The following is a 16481-nucleotide window of genomic DNA, read 5'->3' as shown; positions in this document are numbered from 1 at the left end:
CGACGATGCCGACCCTGCCCCCGTCCGGCAGCCCCCACCGCCGCGCCCTGACGCGCGCGGGTGTGCAGGCCGTGCCCCGCGCCGTCGGCCTCCTCGAGTCCCCCGAGCTCCAGGGGGTCGACGTGGGGCCGCTCGTGGACGTGCTCTGCCACGCCGCGGACCCGGACCGGGCCCTGCTGCTCTGGGTGCGCCTGGCCGATCGCGAGCCCCGCGTCCACACCGCGCTGGCCGACCCGGACCACGCGACGCGCCTCGTCCGCCTGCTCGGCGCCTCCGACGCCCTGGGCGAGTTCCTCATCCGGTGCCCCGAGCACCTCGACCTCGTGCTGGACCCGGAGGCCGCGGCCGCCACGGCCCCCGCCCTCACCGGCCTCGAGCACGGGGACGGGCCGGACACCGCCCCGGGCGAGGACCTGCGCCGCCTGCTGCTCGCGGCCGTCGAGGCGGACCCGGACGCCGAGCGGCCCTGCGCCGGGCTCACGGGGGCGGACGCCGCCGTCGCGCTGCGCCGGGCGTACCGCCGCCAGCTCACCGCGATCGCGCTCGCGGACCTCGCCGCGCCCGACCCGTCCGCCGTGATGCCGGCCGTCGGCGCGTGGCTGGCCGACCTGGCCGGTGCGGCGATCGACGCCGCCCTCGCCGTCTCCCGCGCCGAGGTGGTCGCTCGCGACGGGGATGCCGCCCGCGGGGTCGAGCTCGCCGTCATCGGGATGGGCAAGTGCGGGGCGCGCGAGCTGAACTACGTGTCCGACGTCGACGTGGTGTTCGTGCACGACGTGGCCGAGGACGCCGCGCCCGTCGGCGGCGCCGCCTCCGTGGCGGCCGAGCTGGCCGCAGGGATCTCGCGCGTCATCACCGGCGCCGCCCCCGAGCCGGGCCTGTGGGAGGTGGACGCGAACCTCCGCCCCGAGGGCAAGGACGGCGCGCTCAGCCGCACCGTGGACTCCCACGTGGAGTACTACCGCCGCTGGGCGCACGGCTGGGAGTTCCAGGCCCTGCTCAAGGCACGCCCGATCGCCGGCTCCCGCGCCCTCGGCGAGCGCTACGTGGAGGCCGTGTGGCCGCGCGTGTGGGAGTCCTCCGCGCGGGAGGGGTTCGTGGACGCCGTCCGCGCGATGCGCCGGCGCGTGCTGGACACGATCGCGCCCGCCGAGCGGGACCGGGAGATCAAGCTCGGCGCCGGCGGGCTGCGCGACGTCGAGTTCACCGCCCAGCTGCTGCAGCTGGTGCACGGCCGCGCGGACGAGTCCGTGCGGGTGCGGGGCACCCTCGACGCCGTGGCGGCCCTCCACGCCGCCTCCTACATGAGCACGGCGGACGCCGCCGCGTTCGAGGAGCACTACCGCTGGCTGCGTGCCCTCGAGCACCGCATCCAGCTCGTGCACCTGCGCCGCACCCACCTTCTGCCGGCCAAGGACGACGCCCTACGCGTGATCGCCCGCTCGCTGCGCGGCGCGGGGCGCACGGAGCCCGCCGCGGCCGAGGGCCTGAGGGAGCGCTTCGGAGCCGTCCGCCGCCACGTGCGCTCGCTCCACGAGACGGTGTTCTACCGTCCCCTGCTCTCCACCACGGCGGCGCTCTCCGACGACGAGGTGCGCCTCTCCGCGGACGCGGTGCGCGAACGTCTCGCCGCCCTCGGCTACCGCGACCCGAAGGGCGCCCTGCGCCACATCGAGGCGCTCACGCAGGGCGTCTCCCGACGCGCGGCCATCCAGCGCCAGCTGCTGCCGGCCATGCTGGGCTGGTTCGCCGACGGGCCCGACCCCGACGCGGGGCTGCTCGCCTTCCGGCGCCTCTCCGAGGCCCTCGGCACCTCGCCGTGGTTCCTGCGCATGCTGCGGGACTCGGGGGAGGCTGCCCGGCGCGTGTGCCTCGTGCTGGCCGGCTCGCGGTTCGTCGGCGACCTCCTCGAGCACGCCCCCGAGTCGGTGGCGTGGGTCGGGGAGGACCGTGAGCTGGAGCCCCGCGGCTCCGCGACGCTGTGGCGTCAGGTCGCCGCCCGCCTGGACCGGCACGGCGACGACGGGTCCCCCGCCCAGTCGATCCGCCACGTCCGGCAGATCCGCCAGCGCGAGATCCTGCGGGTGGCGCTCGCGGACATGTCCGGGCAGCTCGGCCTCGAGACGATCGGGGCGGCACTCGCCGACATCGACCAGGTGGCCGTCGCCGGGGCGCTGCGCGTGGCCGTGCACGCCGCCACGCAGGGGCAGGAGCCCCTCACCGACGTCGTGGTGGTGGCCATGGGCCGCCAGGGCGGACGCGAGATCATGTACGGCTCCGACCTCGACGCGATGTTCGTGCACCGCCCGCGGCCGGGAGCCGACGACGAGGCCGCCGGCGCCCAGGCGGAGGCGGTGGCCCGCCACGTGGTCTCCCTGCTGAAGCAGCCGGCGGCGCCGCCCCTGCCGGGGGAGAGGCCGCTCGAGGTGGACTCGGACCTGCGCCCCGAGGGGCGGCAGGGCCCGCTCGTGCGCACCCTGGACTCGTACCGGGAGTACTACCGGCGCTGGGCGGAGGTGTGGGAGCGGCAGGCGCTGCTGCGCGCCCGGCCCGTGGCCGGGGACGACGGGCTGGCCGACGAGTTCCGCCGCTGGGCGGACTCCGTGCGCCACGCCCAGGGTCTCACCGACGCCGACGCCCGCGAGATCCGCCGCATCAAGGCGCGCGTGGAGGCCGAGCGCCTGCCCCGCGGCGCCGACCCGGCCCGGCACGTCAAGCTCGGCCGCGGAGGGCTCTCCGACGTGGAGTGGCTCGTGCAGTCCCTGCAGCTGCGCCACGCTCCCGAGGTCGAGGACCTGCGTGTGACCTCGACCCTGCCCGCCCTGCGGGCCCTCGCCCGGCACGGCCTGCTCCCCGACGCCGAGGCCGGCGTGCTCGAGGAGGCCTGGCTCCTGGCCAGCCGCATCCGCGCCGCCACGGTGCTGTGGAGCGGCAAGCCCGGGGACGTGCTGCCCACGAACGCGCGCGACCTGGCCGCGATCGCCCGCCTCAGCGGGGCGGACGGCAACGCGGGCCCCGCGGCGTTCGAGGAGCGCTACCTGCGGGTCACCCGGCAGGCCCGCTCCGTGTTCGAGACGCGGTTCTACGGGCTCTGACCGGAGCGCCCGGGCTTAGCCGCGGACCACGTGCTCGCCCAGGATCCGCAGCGTGCGCTCGCGCACGGCTGGGTCCGGGGCCGCCGTCGTGACGATCACCTCGTCGGCCTGCACACCGGCGGCGAAGTCCCGCAGCCAGGCGGCCACGGTCTCGCCCGTGCCCACGGCGGTGCGCGCGAGCATGCCGAGCACCTGCTCGCCGGCGGGGGAGTCGAGCAGCATCTCGACCTCGTCGTCGCCGAGTGTGCGGCCGCGGCCGAGCATCATGCGGATGCGGTCGCGCTTGGCCCGCTCCCACTGCGCCTGCGCCTGCTCCTCGGTGTCTGCCGCGATCACGTTCGCGGCGGCGATGAAGTGGGGCTCGGCCAGGTCGGCCGAGGGCTGGAAGTGCTCGCGGTAGACCCGAGCGGCGTGCTCGAGCATCTGCGGGGCGAAGTGGCTCGCGAACGCGTACCCCAGGCCGAGGCGAGCGGCCAGCTGGGCGCCGAACGCAGAGGAGCCCAGGATGTACAGCGGCACGTCGGTGCCCTTGCCCGGGTACGCGTCGATCCCGGGGATCCGGCTCTCGCCCTTCAGGTAGCCCTGCAGCTCCAGGACGTCCTGCGGGAAGTGCTCGGCGGCATCGGGCGAGCGCCGCAGGGCCTGGAGCGTGCGCTGGTCGGTGCCGGGGGCGCGGCCGAGGCCGAGGTCGATGCGGCCCGGGTGGAGCTCGGCCAGCGTGCCGAACTGCTCCGCGATCACCAGCGGGGAGTGGTTGGGCAGCATGACGCCGCCGCTGCCCAGGCGGATGGTGCTCGTCCGGGCGGCCACGTGGGCGATCAGCACGGACGTCGCCGACGAGGCGATCGCGGGCATGTTGTGGTGCTCTGCGTACCAGACACGGCGGAAGCCCTCCTCCTCGGCCACGCTCGCCAGGCGCACCGACTGCGCGATGGCCTCGCCGGCCCCCTCGCCGGGGCGGGCCACGGCGAGGTCCAGGAGGGACAGCGGGAGGGGTGTGGGGTCAGGCGTCTCGGTCATGGTGCTCCTCGGGCGGTAGGCGGGCAGTGCTCTCCCCTCGTGGAGCGTCCGCGGGGGCTTGGCTATTCCAGCGCTGCCCCGCCCCGTGCTCCACGTCTCAGGCCGAGTGCTGCACGCCCGGTGCCGCCCTCCCCGGGCACGACGCCGGCCGGCCGCCTCCCTGGGGGAGACGACCGGCCGGCGTCGTGGACCGCGCGGAGGCGCGGGTCAGCAGGAGTAGTACAGCTCGAACTCGTAGGGGTTCGGCCGCAGCGAGAGCGGGGTGAGCTCCTTCTCCCGCTTGTAGTCGATCCAGGTGCGGATGATCTCCTCGGTGAACACGTCACCGGCGAGGAGGAACTCGTGGTCCTCCTCGAGCGCGGCGAGCGCCTCCTCGAGGCTCGTGGGCGCCTTCTGGATGTCCGCGGCCTCCTCCGGGGGCAGCTCGTAGAGGTCCTTGTCGATCGGCTCGGCCGGCTCGATGCGGTTGCGGATGCCGTCCAGGCCGGCCATCAGCTGCGCGGCGAACGCGAGGTAGGGGTTGCCCGAGGCGTCCGGGGCGCGGAACTCGAGGCGCTTGGCCTTCGGGTTGGAGCCGGTGATCGGGATGCGGATGCCCGCGGAGCGGTTGCCCTGCGAGTAGACCATCGAGACCGGGGCCTCGTAGCCGGGCACGAGGCGGCGGTAGGAGTTCACCGTCGGGTTGGTGAACGCCAGCACGGCGGAGGCGTGGTGCAGCAGGCCGCCGATGTACCAGCGCGCGGTGTCCGAGAGGTTGGCGTAGCCCTTCTCGTCGTAGAACAGCGGCTCGCCGCCCATCCACAGCGACTGGTGGCAGTGCATGCCCGAGCCGGCCTCGCCGAAGACCGGCTTCGGCATGAAGGTGGCGGACTTGCCGAACATGTCGGCGACGTTCTTCACGACGTACTTGAACTTCAGCAGGTCGTCCGCGGAGTGGGTGAGGGTGTTGAACCGGTAGTTGATCTCCGCCTGGCCGGCCGAGCCCACCTCGTGGTGGGAGCGCTCCACCGTCAGGCCCACCTCGGTGAGCATCGTGCAGATCTCGTCCCGCAGGTCGGCCTGCTTGTCCGTGGGGGAGACGGGGAAGTAGCCGCCCTGCTTGGGCGTCTTGTAGCCGAGGTTGCCGCCCTCCTCCACACGGTTGGTGTTCCAGTAGGCCTCCTCGGAGTCCACGGCGTAGGAGGCGCCGCGCGCGGAGGACTCCCAGCGCACGTCGTCGAACACGTGGAACTCGGCCTCGGGGGCGAAGAACGCGGTGTCCGCGATGCCCGTGGAGGTGAGGTAGGCCTCGGCGCGCTGGGCCACGCCGCGGGGGTCGCGGCGGTAGGGCTCGCCGGTGCGGGGGTTCACGATGGAGAAGTTCATGGCGAGCGTCTTGCGCACGCGGAACGGGTCCAGGTAGGCGGTCTCCACATCCGGGATGAGCTGCATGTCGGACTCGGCCAGGCCGGCGAAGCCGCGGATGGAGGAGCCGTCGAACAGCTGGCCCGTGACGAAGAAGTCCTCGTCCACGGAGGAGGCGGGGACGTTGAAGTGGTGCTGCATGCCCGGCAGATCGGTGAAGCGGATGTCGACGAACTCGACACCCTCCTGCTCGATGTACGCGAGGACTTCTGCGGGGGAGGTGAACACGGTTCTCTCCTGGCCTTCCTGGGACGGAACGGGGGCGCCGGCAGACACCCGGGCCCGCCGGCCGACGCCCTCCAGACTACTCAGGGGGCGACGTTCCAGCGTAGCCAGAGACTCTTCGTGACTGCTGTGGCGCGCCGGGCGACGACTACGCTGGAGGGGTGGCACACCGAGCGACCGACCCCCCTGACCGGCCCGACGAGTCCCGGCGCGGCGCCGGAGACCGCGCCGAGCCGCTCATCACGCGCGCGGACCTCGCGGGGTGGGTGGACGGTCCGGGCGGCGGCCGCGCGGCGGGGCGGTGGCCCGGCGACCTCCTCGGCCTCCCCCAGCGCGGTCCGGCCTCCATGGCGACGGCGGCCCGCCGACTCGGGGCGCTGTGCATCGACTGGGCGCTCGCCCTCGTCGTCTCGAACCTCGTGTTCGGCGGTGAGGCGATCGCCACGCTGCTCGTCTTCGCGGTGATGCACGTCGTCGGGATCTCCCTGCTGGCCACCACCGTGGGCAAGGCCCTGCTGCGCACCCAGGTGGTGCGCGTGGGCGGCCGCACCGCGCCCGTCCACCGCGTCCTCGTCCGGACGGTCCTGCTGTGCCTCGTGCTGCCCGCCGTCGTGGTGGACCCCGATGGGCGCGGCATGCATGACCGCGTGGCGGGCACCGTCGAGATCCGCATGTGAGCGCGCCGAGACGCAACAGGGGCGGCCCACCGTGCTGGTGGGCCGCCCCTGTCGCGTCCGGTCCGGACGTGGCACCGAGCGGGCCTCAGCGGCCGCGCATGCCTCGGCGGTCGGCGCGGGCGCGCATCGGGTCGATCCCCTTGGGGATCGGAGGGCGGGAGGTGTTCAGGGCGGACAGGCGCTTGTCGATCGCGCTGACCTCCTGGTCGGTGAGCGTCTTCTTCATGGACTTCAGCGTCTTGGGCACGAGGTGCAGGGGCGTCTGGCCCTCCCCGTTGCCGGCCTGCACCACGTGCACGGGCACGTTGGGCAGGAAGCGCTCGAGGCTGCGCTCCTCCTTGGCCAGCAGCTTCGCCAGGCGCGGGGCGGGGCCCTCGGTGACGAGCACGACGCCGGGGCGGCCGATCGCGCGGTACACGACGTCCTGGGTCTTCGGGTTCACGGCCACGGGCTGCTCGGGCACGATCCAGCCGCGGCGCAGCGTGGACAGGGCGGCGCCGACGGATCCGGGACGTCCCTCGAGCTGGGCGAACATGGCCCGCTCCGCGAGGCGGTTCATCACGATCACCGCGGCGAGCACGCCGAAGGGGATGGCGATCAGCAGCCACGTGATCCAGTTGTGCAGCAGCAGGCCGATGACCAGGCCCACCACCAGCGCGGCCGAGAAGGCCAGCGCCATCCACAGCACGACCTTCGGGTTGTGCTGGCGGGTCATGGCGAAGACCTGCTTGAGCTGCGTGAGGATGCCGGGGCCGCCGGAGGAGCGCTTGCGCCGGCGGTCCGCCTTCGCGTCCACCTTCATCTGGCGGCGCCGCTCGCGCTGCATGGCCTTGACCTCCTTGAGGGAGGTGGATCCGGCGGAGGGCGAGGGGGTCTGCGTGTTCTTGGCCATAGCGGGGTCCAGTCTACCGGGGCCGGATCAGGACATCCGCGCGACGACGGCCGAGGCCTCCTGGCGCGCGGTCCGCTCGCCGGCGAGGTGGGTGAGGTTCGCGGGCAGCGTGCGGCCGAGGCGCTCCATGGCCTGCGCGTAGAGCTTCCCGGCGCGGTAGGAGGAGCGCACGAGGGGGCCGGCCATGACGCCCGTGAAGCCGATCTGCTCGGCGCGCTCCGACCACTGCACGAACTCGGTGGGCTTCACCCAGCGGTCGATCGGGTGGTGGAGCTTGGACGGGCGCACGTACTGCGTGATCGTGATGATGTCGCAGCCGGCCTCGTGGAGGTCCACGAGCGCCTGGTCGATCTCCTCGTCCGTCTCGCCCATGCCCAGGATGAGGTTGGACTTCGTCACCAGCTCGTCCGCCTTGGCCATCGTCAGGACGCGGAGGGACTTCTCGTACGTGAAGGCGGGACGGATGCGCTTGAAGATGCGCGGCACGGTCTCCAGGTTGTGGGCGAAGACCTCCGGGCGGGCGTCGAAGACCTGCTGCACGAGCTCGGGGACCGCTCCGAAGTCCGGGGGCAGGATCTCGACGCCGGTCCCGGGGTTCAGCTCGTGGATGCGCCGGATGGTCTCCGCGTAGAGCCACGCGGCGCCGTCCTTCTGGTCGTCGCGGGCCACGCCCGTGACGGTGGCATAGCGCAGGTCCATCTCCCGGATGTTCTCGGCGACCTTGAGCGGCTCGTCCATGTCCAGGGGGAGAGGACGGCCCGAGGCGATGTCGCAGAAGTCGCAGCGCCGGGTGCAGATGTCGCCGCCGATGAGGAACGTGGCCTCGCGGTCCTCCCAGCACTCGAAGATGTTGGGGCAGCCGGCCTCCTCGCACACGGTGTGCAGGCCGGAGCCCTTCACCTTGTTCTTCAGGGAGATGTACTCCGGGCCCATGTGCACCTTGGCCTTGGTCCACTCGGGCTTGCGCTCCACGGGGACCTCGGCGTTGCGGGCCTCGACGCGCAGCAGGCGGCGTCCTTCGGGTGCGGTGCTCATGCGGTGGGTCCTTCCGTGGGGGTGACGGCGATGTACCGGGGACCGAGCTCCTCCAGGTGGCGGGTGAGCACGGGGACGACGTCGGCCGGCGTGATGGTCCGGCCCGTCTCCTCGGTGAGCGTGGTGGTGGCGGCGTCGGCGATGCCGCACGCGATGATGCCCGCGTAGGGGGCGAGGGAGTTGGAGCAGTTCAGGGCGAAGCCGTGGGTGGACACGCCGTCGTGGATGGCCAGGCCGATGGCGCCGAGCTTGCGGTCCGGGCGCGCCGCGCCGTCGGCGTCCGTGTCGCTGAGGACCCAGATGCCGGCCCGGCCGTCCACGCGGACGGCGGTGACGCCGTACTCGGCGGCCGTGCGGATCAGCAGCTCCTCCAGGAACCACACGTAGTCCTTCACGTGCGCGCGGTCCTTCAGGCGCACCACGGGGTAGCCGACCAGCTGGCCGGGGCCGTGCCACGTGATCTTCCCGCCGCGGTCCACGTCCACCACGGGGGCGCCGTCGGCGGGACGCTCGTGGTCCTCGGTGCGGCGGCCCGCGGTGTACACCGGGGCGTGCTCGAGGAGCAGGAACTCGCCCTCGGAGCGGCCGGCGACGACGTCGTCGTGGAGCGACTTCTGGCGGTCCCATGCCGCGTGGTAGTCGACGAGGTCAGGGGCCAGGCCGAGCACGCGCAGGGGAGGGAGGAGGGGGTCGGACATGCCGTCCACTGTATCCCTCGGGCCCCGGGAGCCGGACGCGGAGGGGCGGGTCCGCCTCGGCCTGTGGACAACCCGGATCGCGGGTCCTGGAGGAGGCACGATGGTGGCGGGGGCCGGAGGAGGCCCTCCCGGGCGCCTGTCGGAGGCGGTCGGAGGGATCGGGAGGGGAGCGCGCGATGGGGGCGCACGGAGGGGGCGAGGGGCCCGAGGCTCGGCACGGGCGCCTGGTTACCGCGGGAGCGGAGCCGGGGACGGCGCCGGAGGACGCGGCCGAGGGCGGCGCTCCCCGGGTCCCCGGCTGGGAGGCCGTGCGGCTGCTGGGCGAGGGGTCCCAGGCTCGCGTGTGGCTGGTCCGGGACGCCGCCGGGGGCGAGGCCGCCCTCAAGGTGCCCCGCTCCCCGGCCGCGGGGGTTTCGCTCTCGGCGGAGGCGGCTGCTCTCGCGCACGTGCGGCATCCGCACCTCGTCGCCGTGCTGGGAACCGTGCCGACGGACCGGGGCACGGGCATGCTGAGCGAGCATCGGCCTGCGGGCTCGCTCGCGGACCTCGTGCGCGAGGCCGGACCGCTCACCCCGGGCCAGGCGGTGACCGTCCTCGTGCCCCTGGCCCAGGCCCTGGCCCGGCTGCACGAGCACGGGATCGTCCACGGGGACGTCTCCCCGGGCAACGTGCTCTTCGGCGTGGACGGCAGCCCGGCCCTCGCGGACCTCGGGGTGGCGCGCGTCGTCGGGGGAGCCCAGGGTGTCGGCGGCACGCCGGGGTTCGCGGCGCCCGAGGTGCTGCGGGCGCTGCAGGAGGCGGAGGCGCCGGCGGACGGGGAGCGGGCCGCTGCGCCGGACCCGCTCACCGCCGCGTCGGACGTGTTCTCGTGGGCGGCCCTCGGGTGGTTCGCGCTGACCGGCCGGGCGCCCGGGCCCCACGGCAGCCGGGCGCCGCTGCCCGTGCTCGTGCCGGAGGTCCCCCCGGAGCTCGCGATCCTGCTGGACGCGGCGCTCGACCCCGACCCCGCGGGCAGGCCGAGCGCCCTGGAGGGCGCCTCCGCCGCCTACGCGGCCGCCGCTCCGGAGCCCGTTCCCCTCCACGAGGCGGCTCCGATCGAGGTGGCCCACCTGCTGCCCACGCTCCTGCCCGGCGGCGGAGGGCCGGGCACGAGGCACGGACGGCGGAGGCGGACCGGGGGCCGAGGTGCGGTGGGCCGGCGAGGCCGACGGGCGCCTGGACCGGCCGTGGGACTCGCGGCGGGGGCCGTCGCGCTCCTGGCGGGGCTGGCCGTGGCGGGCGCCGTGCTGCACCGGACCGCGGACGGCCCCGCGGCCGGGGAGGGACAGGGACCGACGGCGCCGTCGGCGCCGGCGAGTGCCGCCCCCGCGTCGGGCACCCCGCCCTCGTCGAGTACGCCCGGCCGGCCGCCGGACGCTGCGGCGTCGTCCACCCGGCACGGGGTGTCGGGGGAGGCCTCCGGGGAGGCGCCCGGGGACCCGTCCACCGGCACCGAGGCCTCGGCCCGCCCGGAGGAGCTGTCGGAGGACGCCGTCGCGCTCGAGGAGGTCCTGGCGGGTGTGGGCCGCGCGCGGACGGCCGCGCTCGAGGACCCGCGGGCGGAGCGGCTGGAGGCCTACGCCGTGCCGGGCAGTCCCGCGTGGCGCAGGGACGCCGCGGTGCAGCGGGACTTAGCCGGCGGCGGCTACGCGTTCGCCGGGCTCACGGTGTCCGTGGAGCCGGACGGGGCCGCCGAGGTCGAGGGGGATGCGCTGCGGGTGCCGGCCCGGATCGTCACGAGTGCGCACGCGGTGCAGGACGGCGCCGGCGCCGTCGTCGGGGACGTGGAGGAGCGAGACGAGGCCGTGGAGCTGACCCTGCGCGCGGACGGGACGCGGTGGCGCGTGGAACGGGTGGACCCTCGCTGAGCCGTCCGGGGACGGGGAACGCCGTGTGCCCCGAGGATCTCTCCTCGGGGCACACGGCGTGAACGCGGCTCAGCCGCAGAGGCGGATCAGTGCCAGAGCAGCGCGATCAGCATGTTGACCAGGCCCAGGCCGCCCACGGCGTGGGCCAGGCCGGTGGGCACGGCCTCGCCGCGGTTGAGGCGGCGCCGACCCAGCAGGGCGGCCACGAACACGATGACGCCGATCAGGAACTTGATCCCCAGCTTCATGTGGTTCGGGTCCTCCCACGTGGCCATGGCCACGCCGAAGAGCGCGATGCCCGTGAGGATCATGCCGATCGAGCCGATCCACTGCGAGGCGGTCACGGTGGGGTTGCGGAAGTGGGCGAACCAGCCGCCCACGATCGCCGCGGCCGAGACCACGTGGATCGTCACTAGGATGGTGGTCAGGACGTCCATGACGGTCCCCTCAGAGGCCGAGCTCGGGAGCGAACTCGCCGGCCTCGAGGCGCTGCTTGAGCGTCTGGAGGAAGCGTCCGGCGTCCGCGCCGTCCACGAGGCGGTGATCGTAGGTCAGGGACAGGTACATCATGTGGCGGATGGCGATGGTGTCGTTGCCGTCGGCGTCGGCCACCACCATCGGGCGCTTCACGATCGCACCGGTGCCCAGGATGCCCACCTGCGGCTGGTTGATGATCGGCGTGTCGAACAGGGCGCCCACGGAGCCGATGTTGGTGATGGAGAAGGTGCCGCCCGAGAGCTCGTCCGCGGAGATCTTGTTGGTCCGGGTGCGCTCGGCCACGTCCGCGATCTTCTGCGCGATGCCCGTCAGGTTCAGCGAGCCGGTGTCCTTGATGACGGGCACCAGGAGGCCCTTCTCGGTGTCCACCGCGATCGCGATGTCCTCCGAGGAGTGGTAGGTGATCTCCTTGTTGTCCTCGGAGAAGGACGCGTTCAGCTTGGGGTGCTGCTTGAGCGCCTCGGCCACGGCCTTCGTGATGAACGGCAGGTAGGTGAGCTTGACGCCCGACTGCTGCTGGAAGGAGGACTTCGCCTTGGCGCGCAGCTGCACGATGCGGGTCATGTCCACCTCGTGCACCTGGGTCAGCTGCGTCGAGAGGTCCAGGGACTCGCGCATGCGCTGGGCGATGACCTGGCGGATGCGCGGGGCCTTCTCGGTCTCGCCGCGGACCGAGGGGTCCACGGAGGACGCGGCGGCCTGCGGGGCCGAGGAGGCGGCCGGGGCGGCGGACTCGGCGGGGGCAGTGGCCTCGTCACCGGAGGACTTCTTGGCGAGCGAGGCCGCCAGGACGTCCTGCTTGCGGATGCGTCCGCCCACGCCGGTGCCGCGCACCGTGGAGAGGTTGACGTCGTTCTGGTGCGCCAGGCGGCGGACCAGCGGGGTGACGTAGCCCTGGCCGGGCTCGGTCGCGGAGGGCTCGGCCTTCGCCTCGCCGGACTCCTTCGCGGAGGACTCCTGCTCGATCGCCTTCTCGGAGGCGGACTCCTCGGGGGCCTCGGCGGCGGGCTCGGTGCCGGCGTCCTCGGCGGCCTCCTCGGTCTCGGTCGGGACCGCGGCCTCGGTGGCGGCGTCCTCGATCTCCTCCGGGGTGGCCTCGTCCCCGGCGGGGGAGGCGTCCGACGAGGCGTCTGACGAGGGCTGCGAGCCGCCGGCGGAGCCGGAGCCGGAGCCCACGAGCGCCAGCACGGCGCCGACCTCGACGGTCTCGTCCTCCTGGGCCTTGATCTCCACCAGGGTGCCGGCCACGGGGGATGGGATCTCGGTGTCGACCTTGTCCGTGGAGACCTCGAGCAGCGGCTCGTCGACCTCCACGTCGTCGCCGACCTCCTTGAGCCAGCGGGTGACGGTGCCCTCGGTGACGGACTCGCCCAGGGCGGGAAGGGTCACCTCGGTGGCCTCGCCGGCCTGGTCGCCGGAGGACTGCTGGTCCGCCTCGGTGCTGGCGCGCTCCTCGGGAGCGGGCTCACCGGCGGGCTCCTGCTGCTGCTCGTCCTCCTGGGCCTCCTCGGCGGCCGGCTCCTCGGCCTCGGCGGGCTCCTCGGACGGGGCGTCGTCGGACTGCGCGGAGCCGGAGCCGTCGCCGATGGTCGCCAGCGGGGCGCCGACCTCGACGGTCTCGTCCTCGTCGGCCAGGATCTCCTCGAGCACGCCGGCCACGGGGGACGGGATCTCGGTGTCGACCTTGTCGGTGGAGATCTCCACCAGGGGCTCGTCGACGGCGACCTCGTCGCCGACGGCCTTCAGCCAGCGGGTCACGGTTCCTTCGGTGACGGACTCACCGAGGGCGGGCAGGTTCACGGTTTCGGACATGGGACCGTCTCTCCTCACGGGGGTGGCGCGGCGGCTGCGGATCGCCGCCGCGCCGGGGTGGGTGGGTGGGACCGTCGGACGGCCCCGTCAAGGGTCTGGCTCGGTCGGTCAGCCGTGCAGCGGGTGGCCGAACAGGGCCATCGCGGCCTCGCCGAGCGACTCGTTCTGCGTCGGGTGGGCGTGCACGAACTGGGCGACGTCCTCCGGGTAGGCCTCCCAGTTCACGATGAGCTGCGCCTCGCCGATCTGCTCGCTGATGCGCTTGCCCACGCCGTGGACGCCGACGATGGGGCCGTTCTTCTGGCGCACCAGCTTGATGATGCCGCCGGTGCCGAGGATGGAGGACTTGCCGTTGCCGGCCAGGTTGTACTCCGCGACCTCGACGTTGTCCTTGCCGAACTTCTCCTCGGCCTTGGGCTGGGAGTAGCCCACGGACATGATCTCGGGATCGGTGAAGGTGACCTTCGGGATGTTGATGTCCTCGACGACCATCGGGTTGTTGCCCGCGATCTCCTCGGCGACGAAGATGCCCTGCTGGTAGCCGCGGTGCGCGAGCTGCAGGCCGGGCACGATGTCGCCGACGGCGTAGATGTTGCCCACGCCGGTGTGGAGGCGCTCGTTCGTGATGACGAAGCCGCGGTCCAGGGTGATGCCCTGCTCCTCGAAGCCGAGGCCTTCGGTGTTCGGGCCGCGGCCCACGGCGACGAGGCACACCTCGGCCTCGAACTCCTTGCCGTCGGCCAGGGTCACCTTGACGCCGGACTCGGTCTCCTCGACCTTGTCGAAGAAGGTGCCGAGGCTGCTCTTGATGCCGCGCTTCTTGAACTCGCGCTCCACGATCTTGATGATCGCGGGGTCCTCGTTGGCCACGAGGTTCTTCAGGCCCTCGATGATGGTGACCTCCACGCCGAACGAGTTCCACAGGGAGGCGAACTCGGACCCGATGACGCCGCCGCCGAGCACGATGGCGGACTTGGGGGTGTAGTCCAGCTCCAGGGCCTCGGTGGAGGTCATGATCTTCTTGGAGATCGGCAGGCCCATCGTCTTCGAGACGGACCCGGAGGCCAGCACGATGTTCTTGGCCTTGTAGCGGGTGCCGTCGACCTCGATCTCGTCCTGGGAGACGAGCTTGCCCTCACCCTCGATGACCTGGACCTTGCGCATCTTCATGAGGCCGGTGAGGCCCTTGTGCTTGCCGGCGACGATGCCGTCCTTGTAGTCGCGCACCTTCGCCATGTCCACGGACTCGAGCGTGGCGTTGACGCCGAACTTCTCGGCGTGGCGGGTCTCGTCGGCCACCTCGGCGGCGTGGAGGTAGGCCTTCGTGGGGATGCAGCCCCAGTGGAGGCAGGTGCCGCCGAGCTTGGCCTTCTCGACCAGGCCGACGGTCATGCCGTACTGGACGGCCCGGAGGGCTGCCGCGTACCCGGCGGAGCCACCGCCGAGGACGAGGACGTCGAATTCCTGAGCGGTTGCCGAATCGGCCACTTGTCATGCTCCTTGTGCTGGGAGTGGGTGGAGCAGGGGATCCCTGCTGGTCACCGCCTCCCCGCCGGCCCGGCACAGAGCCGGGACCGGGACGGGGGACGGACGTCGGAGCCCACCTTACCCGGCGCGTCCTGCGATGAGACCAACCAGGGTGCGCACCATCACGCCGGTCGCGTCGCGGGGGGTGTAGCCGTGGGCCGCGGCGTCGTTGAAGGAGGGTCCGGCGATGTCGAGGTGGGCCCACGGGGTCGGGCTCTCGGCGCGCTCGGCGGCGTCGCGGCCGGCGTCGACGAACTCGCGCAGGAAGGCGGCGGCGGTCATCATCCCGCCGAACTTGTCGCCCATGTTCGAGAGGTCCGCCACGCGCGAGTCCAGCGAGGCGCGCTGGTTCTCCGGGATGGGCATGGCCCACGCCAGCTCGCCCACGCGGTCGGCCGCCGCCACGACCTCCGCGCGCAGGGCCTCGTCCCCCATCACGCCGGTGTAGCGCGTGCCGAGGGCGACGAGCTGGGCGCCGGTCAGGGTGGCGATGTCCAGCACGGCGTCGGGGCGCTCGTCCGTGGCGGCGACGAGCGCGTCGGCCATCACGACGCGTCCCTCGGCGTCCGTGTTCATGATCTCCACGGTCTTGCCGCCGTACATGGTCACGACGTCGGAGGGGCGGATGGCGGTGTCCGAGGGCATGTTCTCCGCGAGGGCCAGCCAGCCCGTGACCTTCACGGGCAGCTGGAGGGCGGCCGCGGCGCGGACGACGGCGAACACGGTGGCGGCGCCGGCCATGTCCGACTTCATGGTCATCATGGAGGCGGCCGGCTTGAGGGAGATGCCGCCGGTGTCGAAGGTGATGCCCTTGCCCACGAGGGCGATGTGGGCGGCGGCGCCCTCCGGGGCGTGCTCGAGGCGCACGAGGCGCGGCGGACGGGAGGAGCCCTGGCCGATCGCCAGGATGCCGCCGAAGCCCTCGGCGGCCAGCCTCCCCTCGTCCCACACGGTGACGTCCACGGACGTCCCGGCCAGGTCCTGCTCCACCGCGTCCGCGAAGGTGGAGGGGTAGAGGTGTGAGGGGGCCGTGTTCACGAGGTCGCGCACGGCGCACACGGCGTCGCCCACGACGGCGGCGCGGCGCAGGGCGGGGCCGGCGACGTCCTCGCCCAGGTCGGTGACGACCTCGAGGGACCGCACCGGGCGGGAGCGGCGGGACTCCTCGCGGACGGCCTCGGACTTCAGGGCCGTGAACGCGTAGGCGCCCATGGCGGCGCCCTCCGCGACGGCGGCGAGGCGCTCCGCGGAGTCGGAGGGCAGGGCGAGGGCCACGGCGTCGGTGCCGGCCAGGGAGCGCACGGCGGCGCCGGCCGCGCGGCGCAGCGCCTCGGAGCTCACGCCGCCCTCCTCGTCCAGCGGGCCCACGCCCACGAGCACGAGCAGGGGCACGGGGGAGCCGCCGACACCGGGGAGGCGGTGGACCTCGTCCGCGCCGCCGCGCACGCCCAGCAGCTCGAGCGAGGCCTCGAGCGCGGTGGCCGCCTCGGCCGGCAGGGCATCCGTGAGCAGCAGCGGCCCGTCCGGTCCGGAGCCCACCCCCACCACCAGGGCGGACGCGGTCACGTCCTCGAGGGTGCGGGCGGTCAGGGACGGACGGTCCTGTGCGATCACGGTGGTGCCTCTTTCTCTTCTCGGCGGGGACTGCGGGACGGGTGGGCCGGCGACACCCGTGTGACGCGGCCCTCATC

12 protein-coding genes are annotated in these 16481 nt (G+C 73.7%); 3 read left to right on the top strand and 9 right to left on the bottom strand.

Annotation, left to right across the window (positions count from 1 at the left end; genetic code table 11):
• Positions 1-5: 5 nt before the first annotated feature.
• The gene (locus AB0302_RS02265; protein ID WP_366370405.1) at positions 6-3095 is read left to right on the top strand and encodes a bifunctional [glutamine synthetase] adenylyltransferase/[glutamine synthetase]-adenylyl-L-tyrosine phosphorylase; all 3090 of its coding nucleotides are present in this window, start codon (positions 6-8) and stop codon (positions 3093-3095) included.
• A 15-nt stretch (positions 3096-3110) separates the two neighbouring features.
• On the opposite strand, the gene AB0302_RS02260 is transcribed toward AB0302_RS02265, so the two are convergent.
• Both AB0302_RS02260 and glnA read right to left on the bottom strand, forming a co-directional pair.
• The gene (locus tag AB0302_RS02260; protein WP_319076143.1) at positions 3111-4115 is read right to left on the bottom strand and encodes an LLM class flavin-dependent oxidoreductase; all 1005 of its coding nucleotides are present in this window, start codon (positions 4113-4115) and stop codon (positions 3111-3113) included.
• A gap of 207 nt (positions 4116-4322) precedes the next feature.
• Positions 4323-5747, bottom strand: coding sequence for a type I glutamate--ammonia ligase (glnA, locus tag AB0302_RS02255; RefSeq protein ID WP_366370404.1), 1425 nt, complete (start codon positions 5745-5747; stop codon positions 4323-4325).
• 158 nt (positions 5748-5905) lie between these two features.
• On the opposite strand from glnA, the gene AB0302_RS02250 reads away from it, so the two are divergent.
• Complete coding sequence (locus AB0302_RS02250) at positions 5906-6421, top strand: RDD family protein (RefSeq protein ID WP_366370403.1); 516 nt, start codon at positions 5906-5908, stop codon at positions 6419-6421.
• An 85-nt stretch (positions 6422-6506) separates the two neighbouring features.
• Here AB0302_RS02250 and AB0302_RS02245 read toward each other — a convergent pair whose 3' ends face one another.
• From AB0302_RS02245 to lipB, 3 genes are read right to left on the bottom strand one after another with little or no spacing between them, the layout of a single operon-like run.
• Positions 6507-7313, bottom strand: a complete 807-nt coding sequence (locus tag AB0302_RS02245; protein WP_248115674.1) for a DUF4191 domain-containing protein — start codon at positions 7311-7313, stop codon at positions 6507-6509.
• A 27-nt stretch (positions 7314-7340) separates the two neighbouring features.
• Positions 7341-8348, bottom strand: coding sequence for a lipoyl synthase (gene lipA / locus AB0302_RS02240; protein ID WP_319076146.1), 1008 nt, complete (start codon positions 8346-8348; stop codon positions 7341-7343).
• Positions 8345-9046, bottom strand: coding sequence for a lipoyl(octanoyl) transferase LipB (lipB, locus tag AB0302_RS02235; protein WP_366370402.1), 702 nt, complete (start codon positions 9044-9046; stop codon positions 8345-8347). The genes lipA and lipB overlap by 4 nt, the downstream gene beginning before the upstream one ends.
• A gap of 176 nt (positions 9047-9222) precedes the next feature.
• Here lipB and AB0302_RS02230 point away from each other — a divergent pair, with 176 nt between their 5' ends.
• Positions 9223-10953 carry a serine/threonine-protein kinase gene (locus tag AB0302_RS02230; RefSeq protein ID WP_366370401.1) on the top strand — a complete coding sequence of 577 codons (1731 nt, stop codon included), beginning with the start codon at positions 9223-9225 and terminating at the stop codon, positions 10951-10953.
• An 86-nt stretch (positions 10954-11039) separates the two neighbouring features.
• Here AB0302_RS02230 and AB0302_RS02225 read toward each other — a convergent pair whose 3' ends face one another.
• From AB0302_RS02225 to AB0302_RS02210, 4 genes are all read right to left on the bottom strand, one after another.
• On the bottom strand, positions 11040-11390 hold the full coding sequence (locus AB0302_RS02225; protein ID WP_248115670.1) for a hypothetical protein: 351 nt from the start codon (positions 11388-11390) through the stop codon (positions 11040-11042).
• A gap of 10 nt (positions 11391-11400) precedes the next feature.
• On the bottom strand, positions 11401-13263 hold the full coding sequence (gene sucB, locus AB0302_RS02220) for a 2-oxoglutarate dehydrogenase, E2 component, dihydrolipoamide succinyltransferase (protein WP_366370400.1): 1863 nt from the start codon (positions 13261-13263) through the stop codon (positions 11401-11403).
• A gap of 108 nt (positions 13264-13371) precedes the next feature.
• Complete coding sequence (gene lpdA, locus AB0302_RS02215; protein WP_319076153.1) at positions 13372-14751, bottom strand: dihydrolipoyl dehydrogenase; 1380 nt, start codon at positions 14749-14751, stop codon at positions 13372-13374.
• A gap of 117 nt (positions 14752-14868) precedes the next feature.
• On the bottom strand, positions 14869-16404 hold the full coding sequence (locus AB0302_RS02210; protein ID WP_319076155.1) for a leucyl aminopeptidase: 1536 nt from the start codon (positions 16402-16404) through the stop codon (positions 14869-14871).
• Between the last annotated feature and the right edge of the window lie 77 nt (positions 16405-16481).

It is taken from the genome of Micrococcus sp. NPDC078436, assembly GCF_040702705.1.
Lineage (GTDB): Bacteria > Actinomycetota > Actinomycetes > Actinomycetales > Micrococcaceae > Micrococcus.
This window is presented reverse-complemented; position numbering and strand designations above follow the sequence as displayed.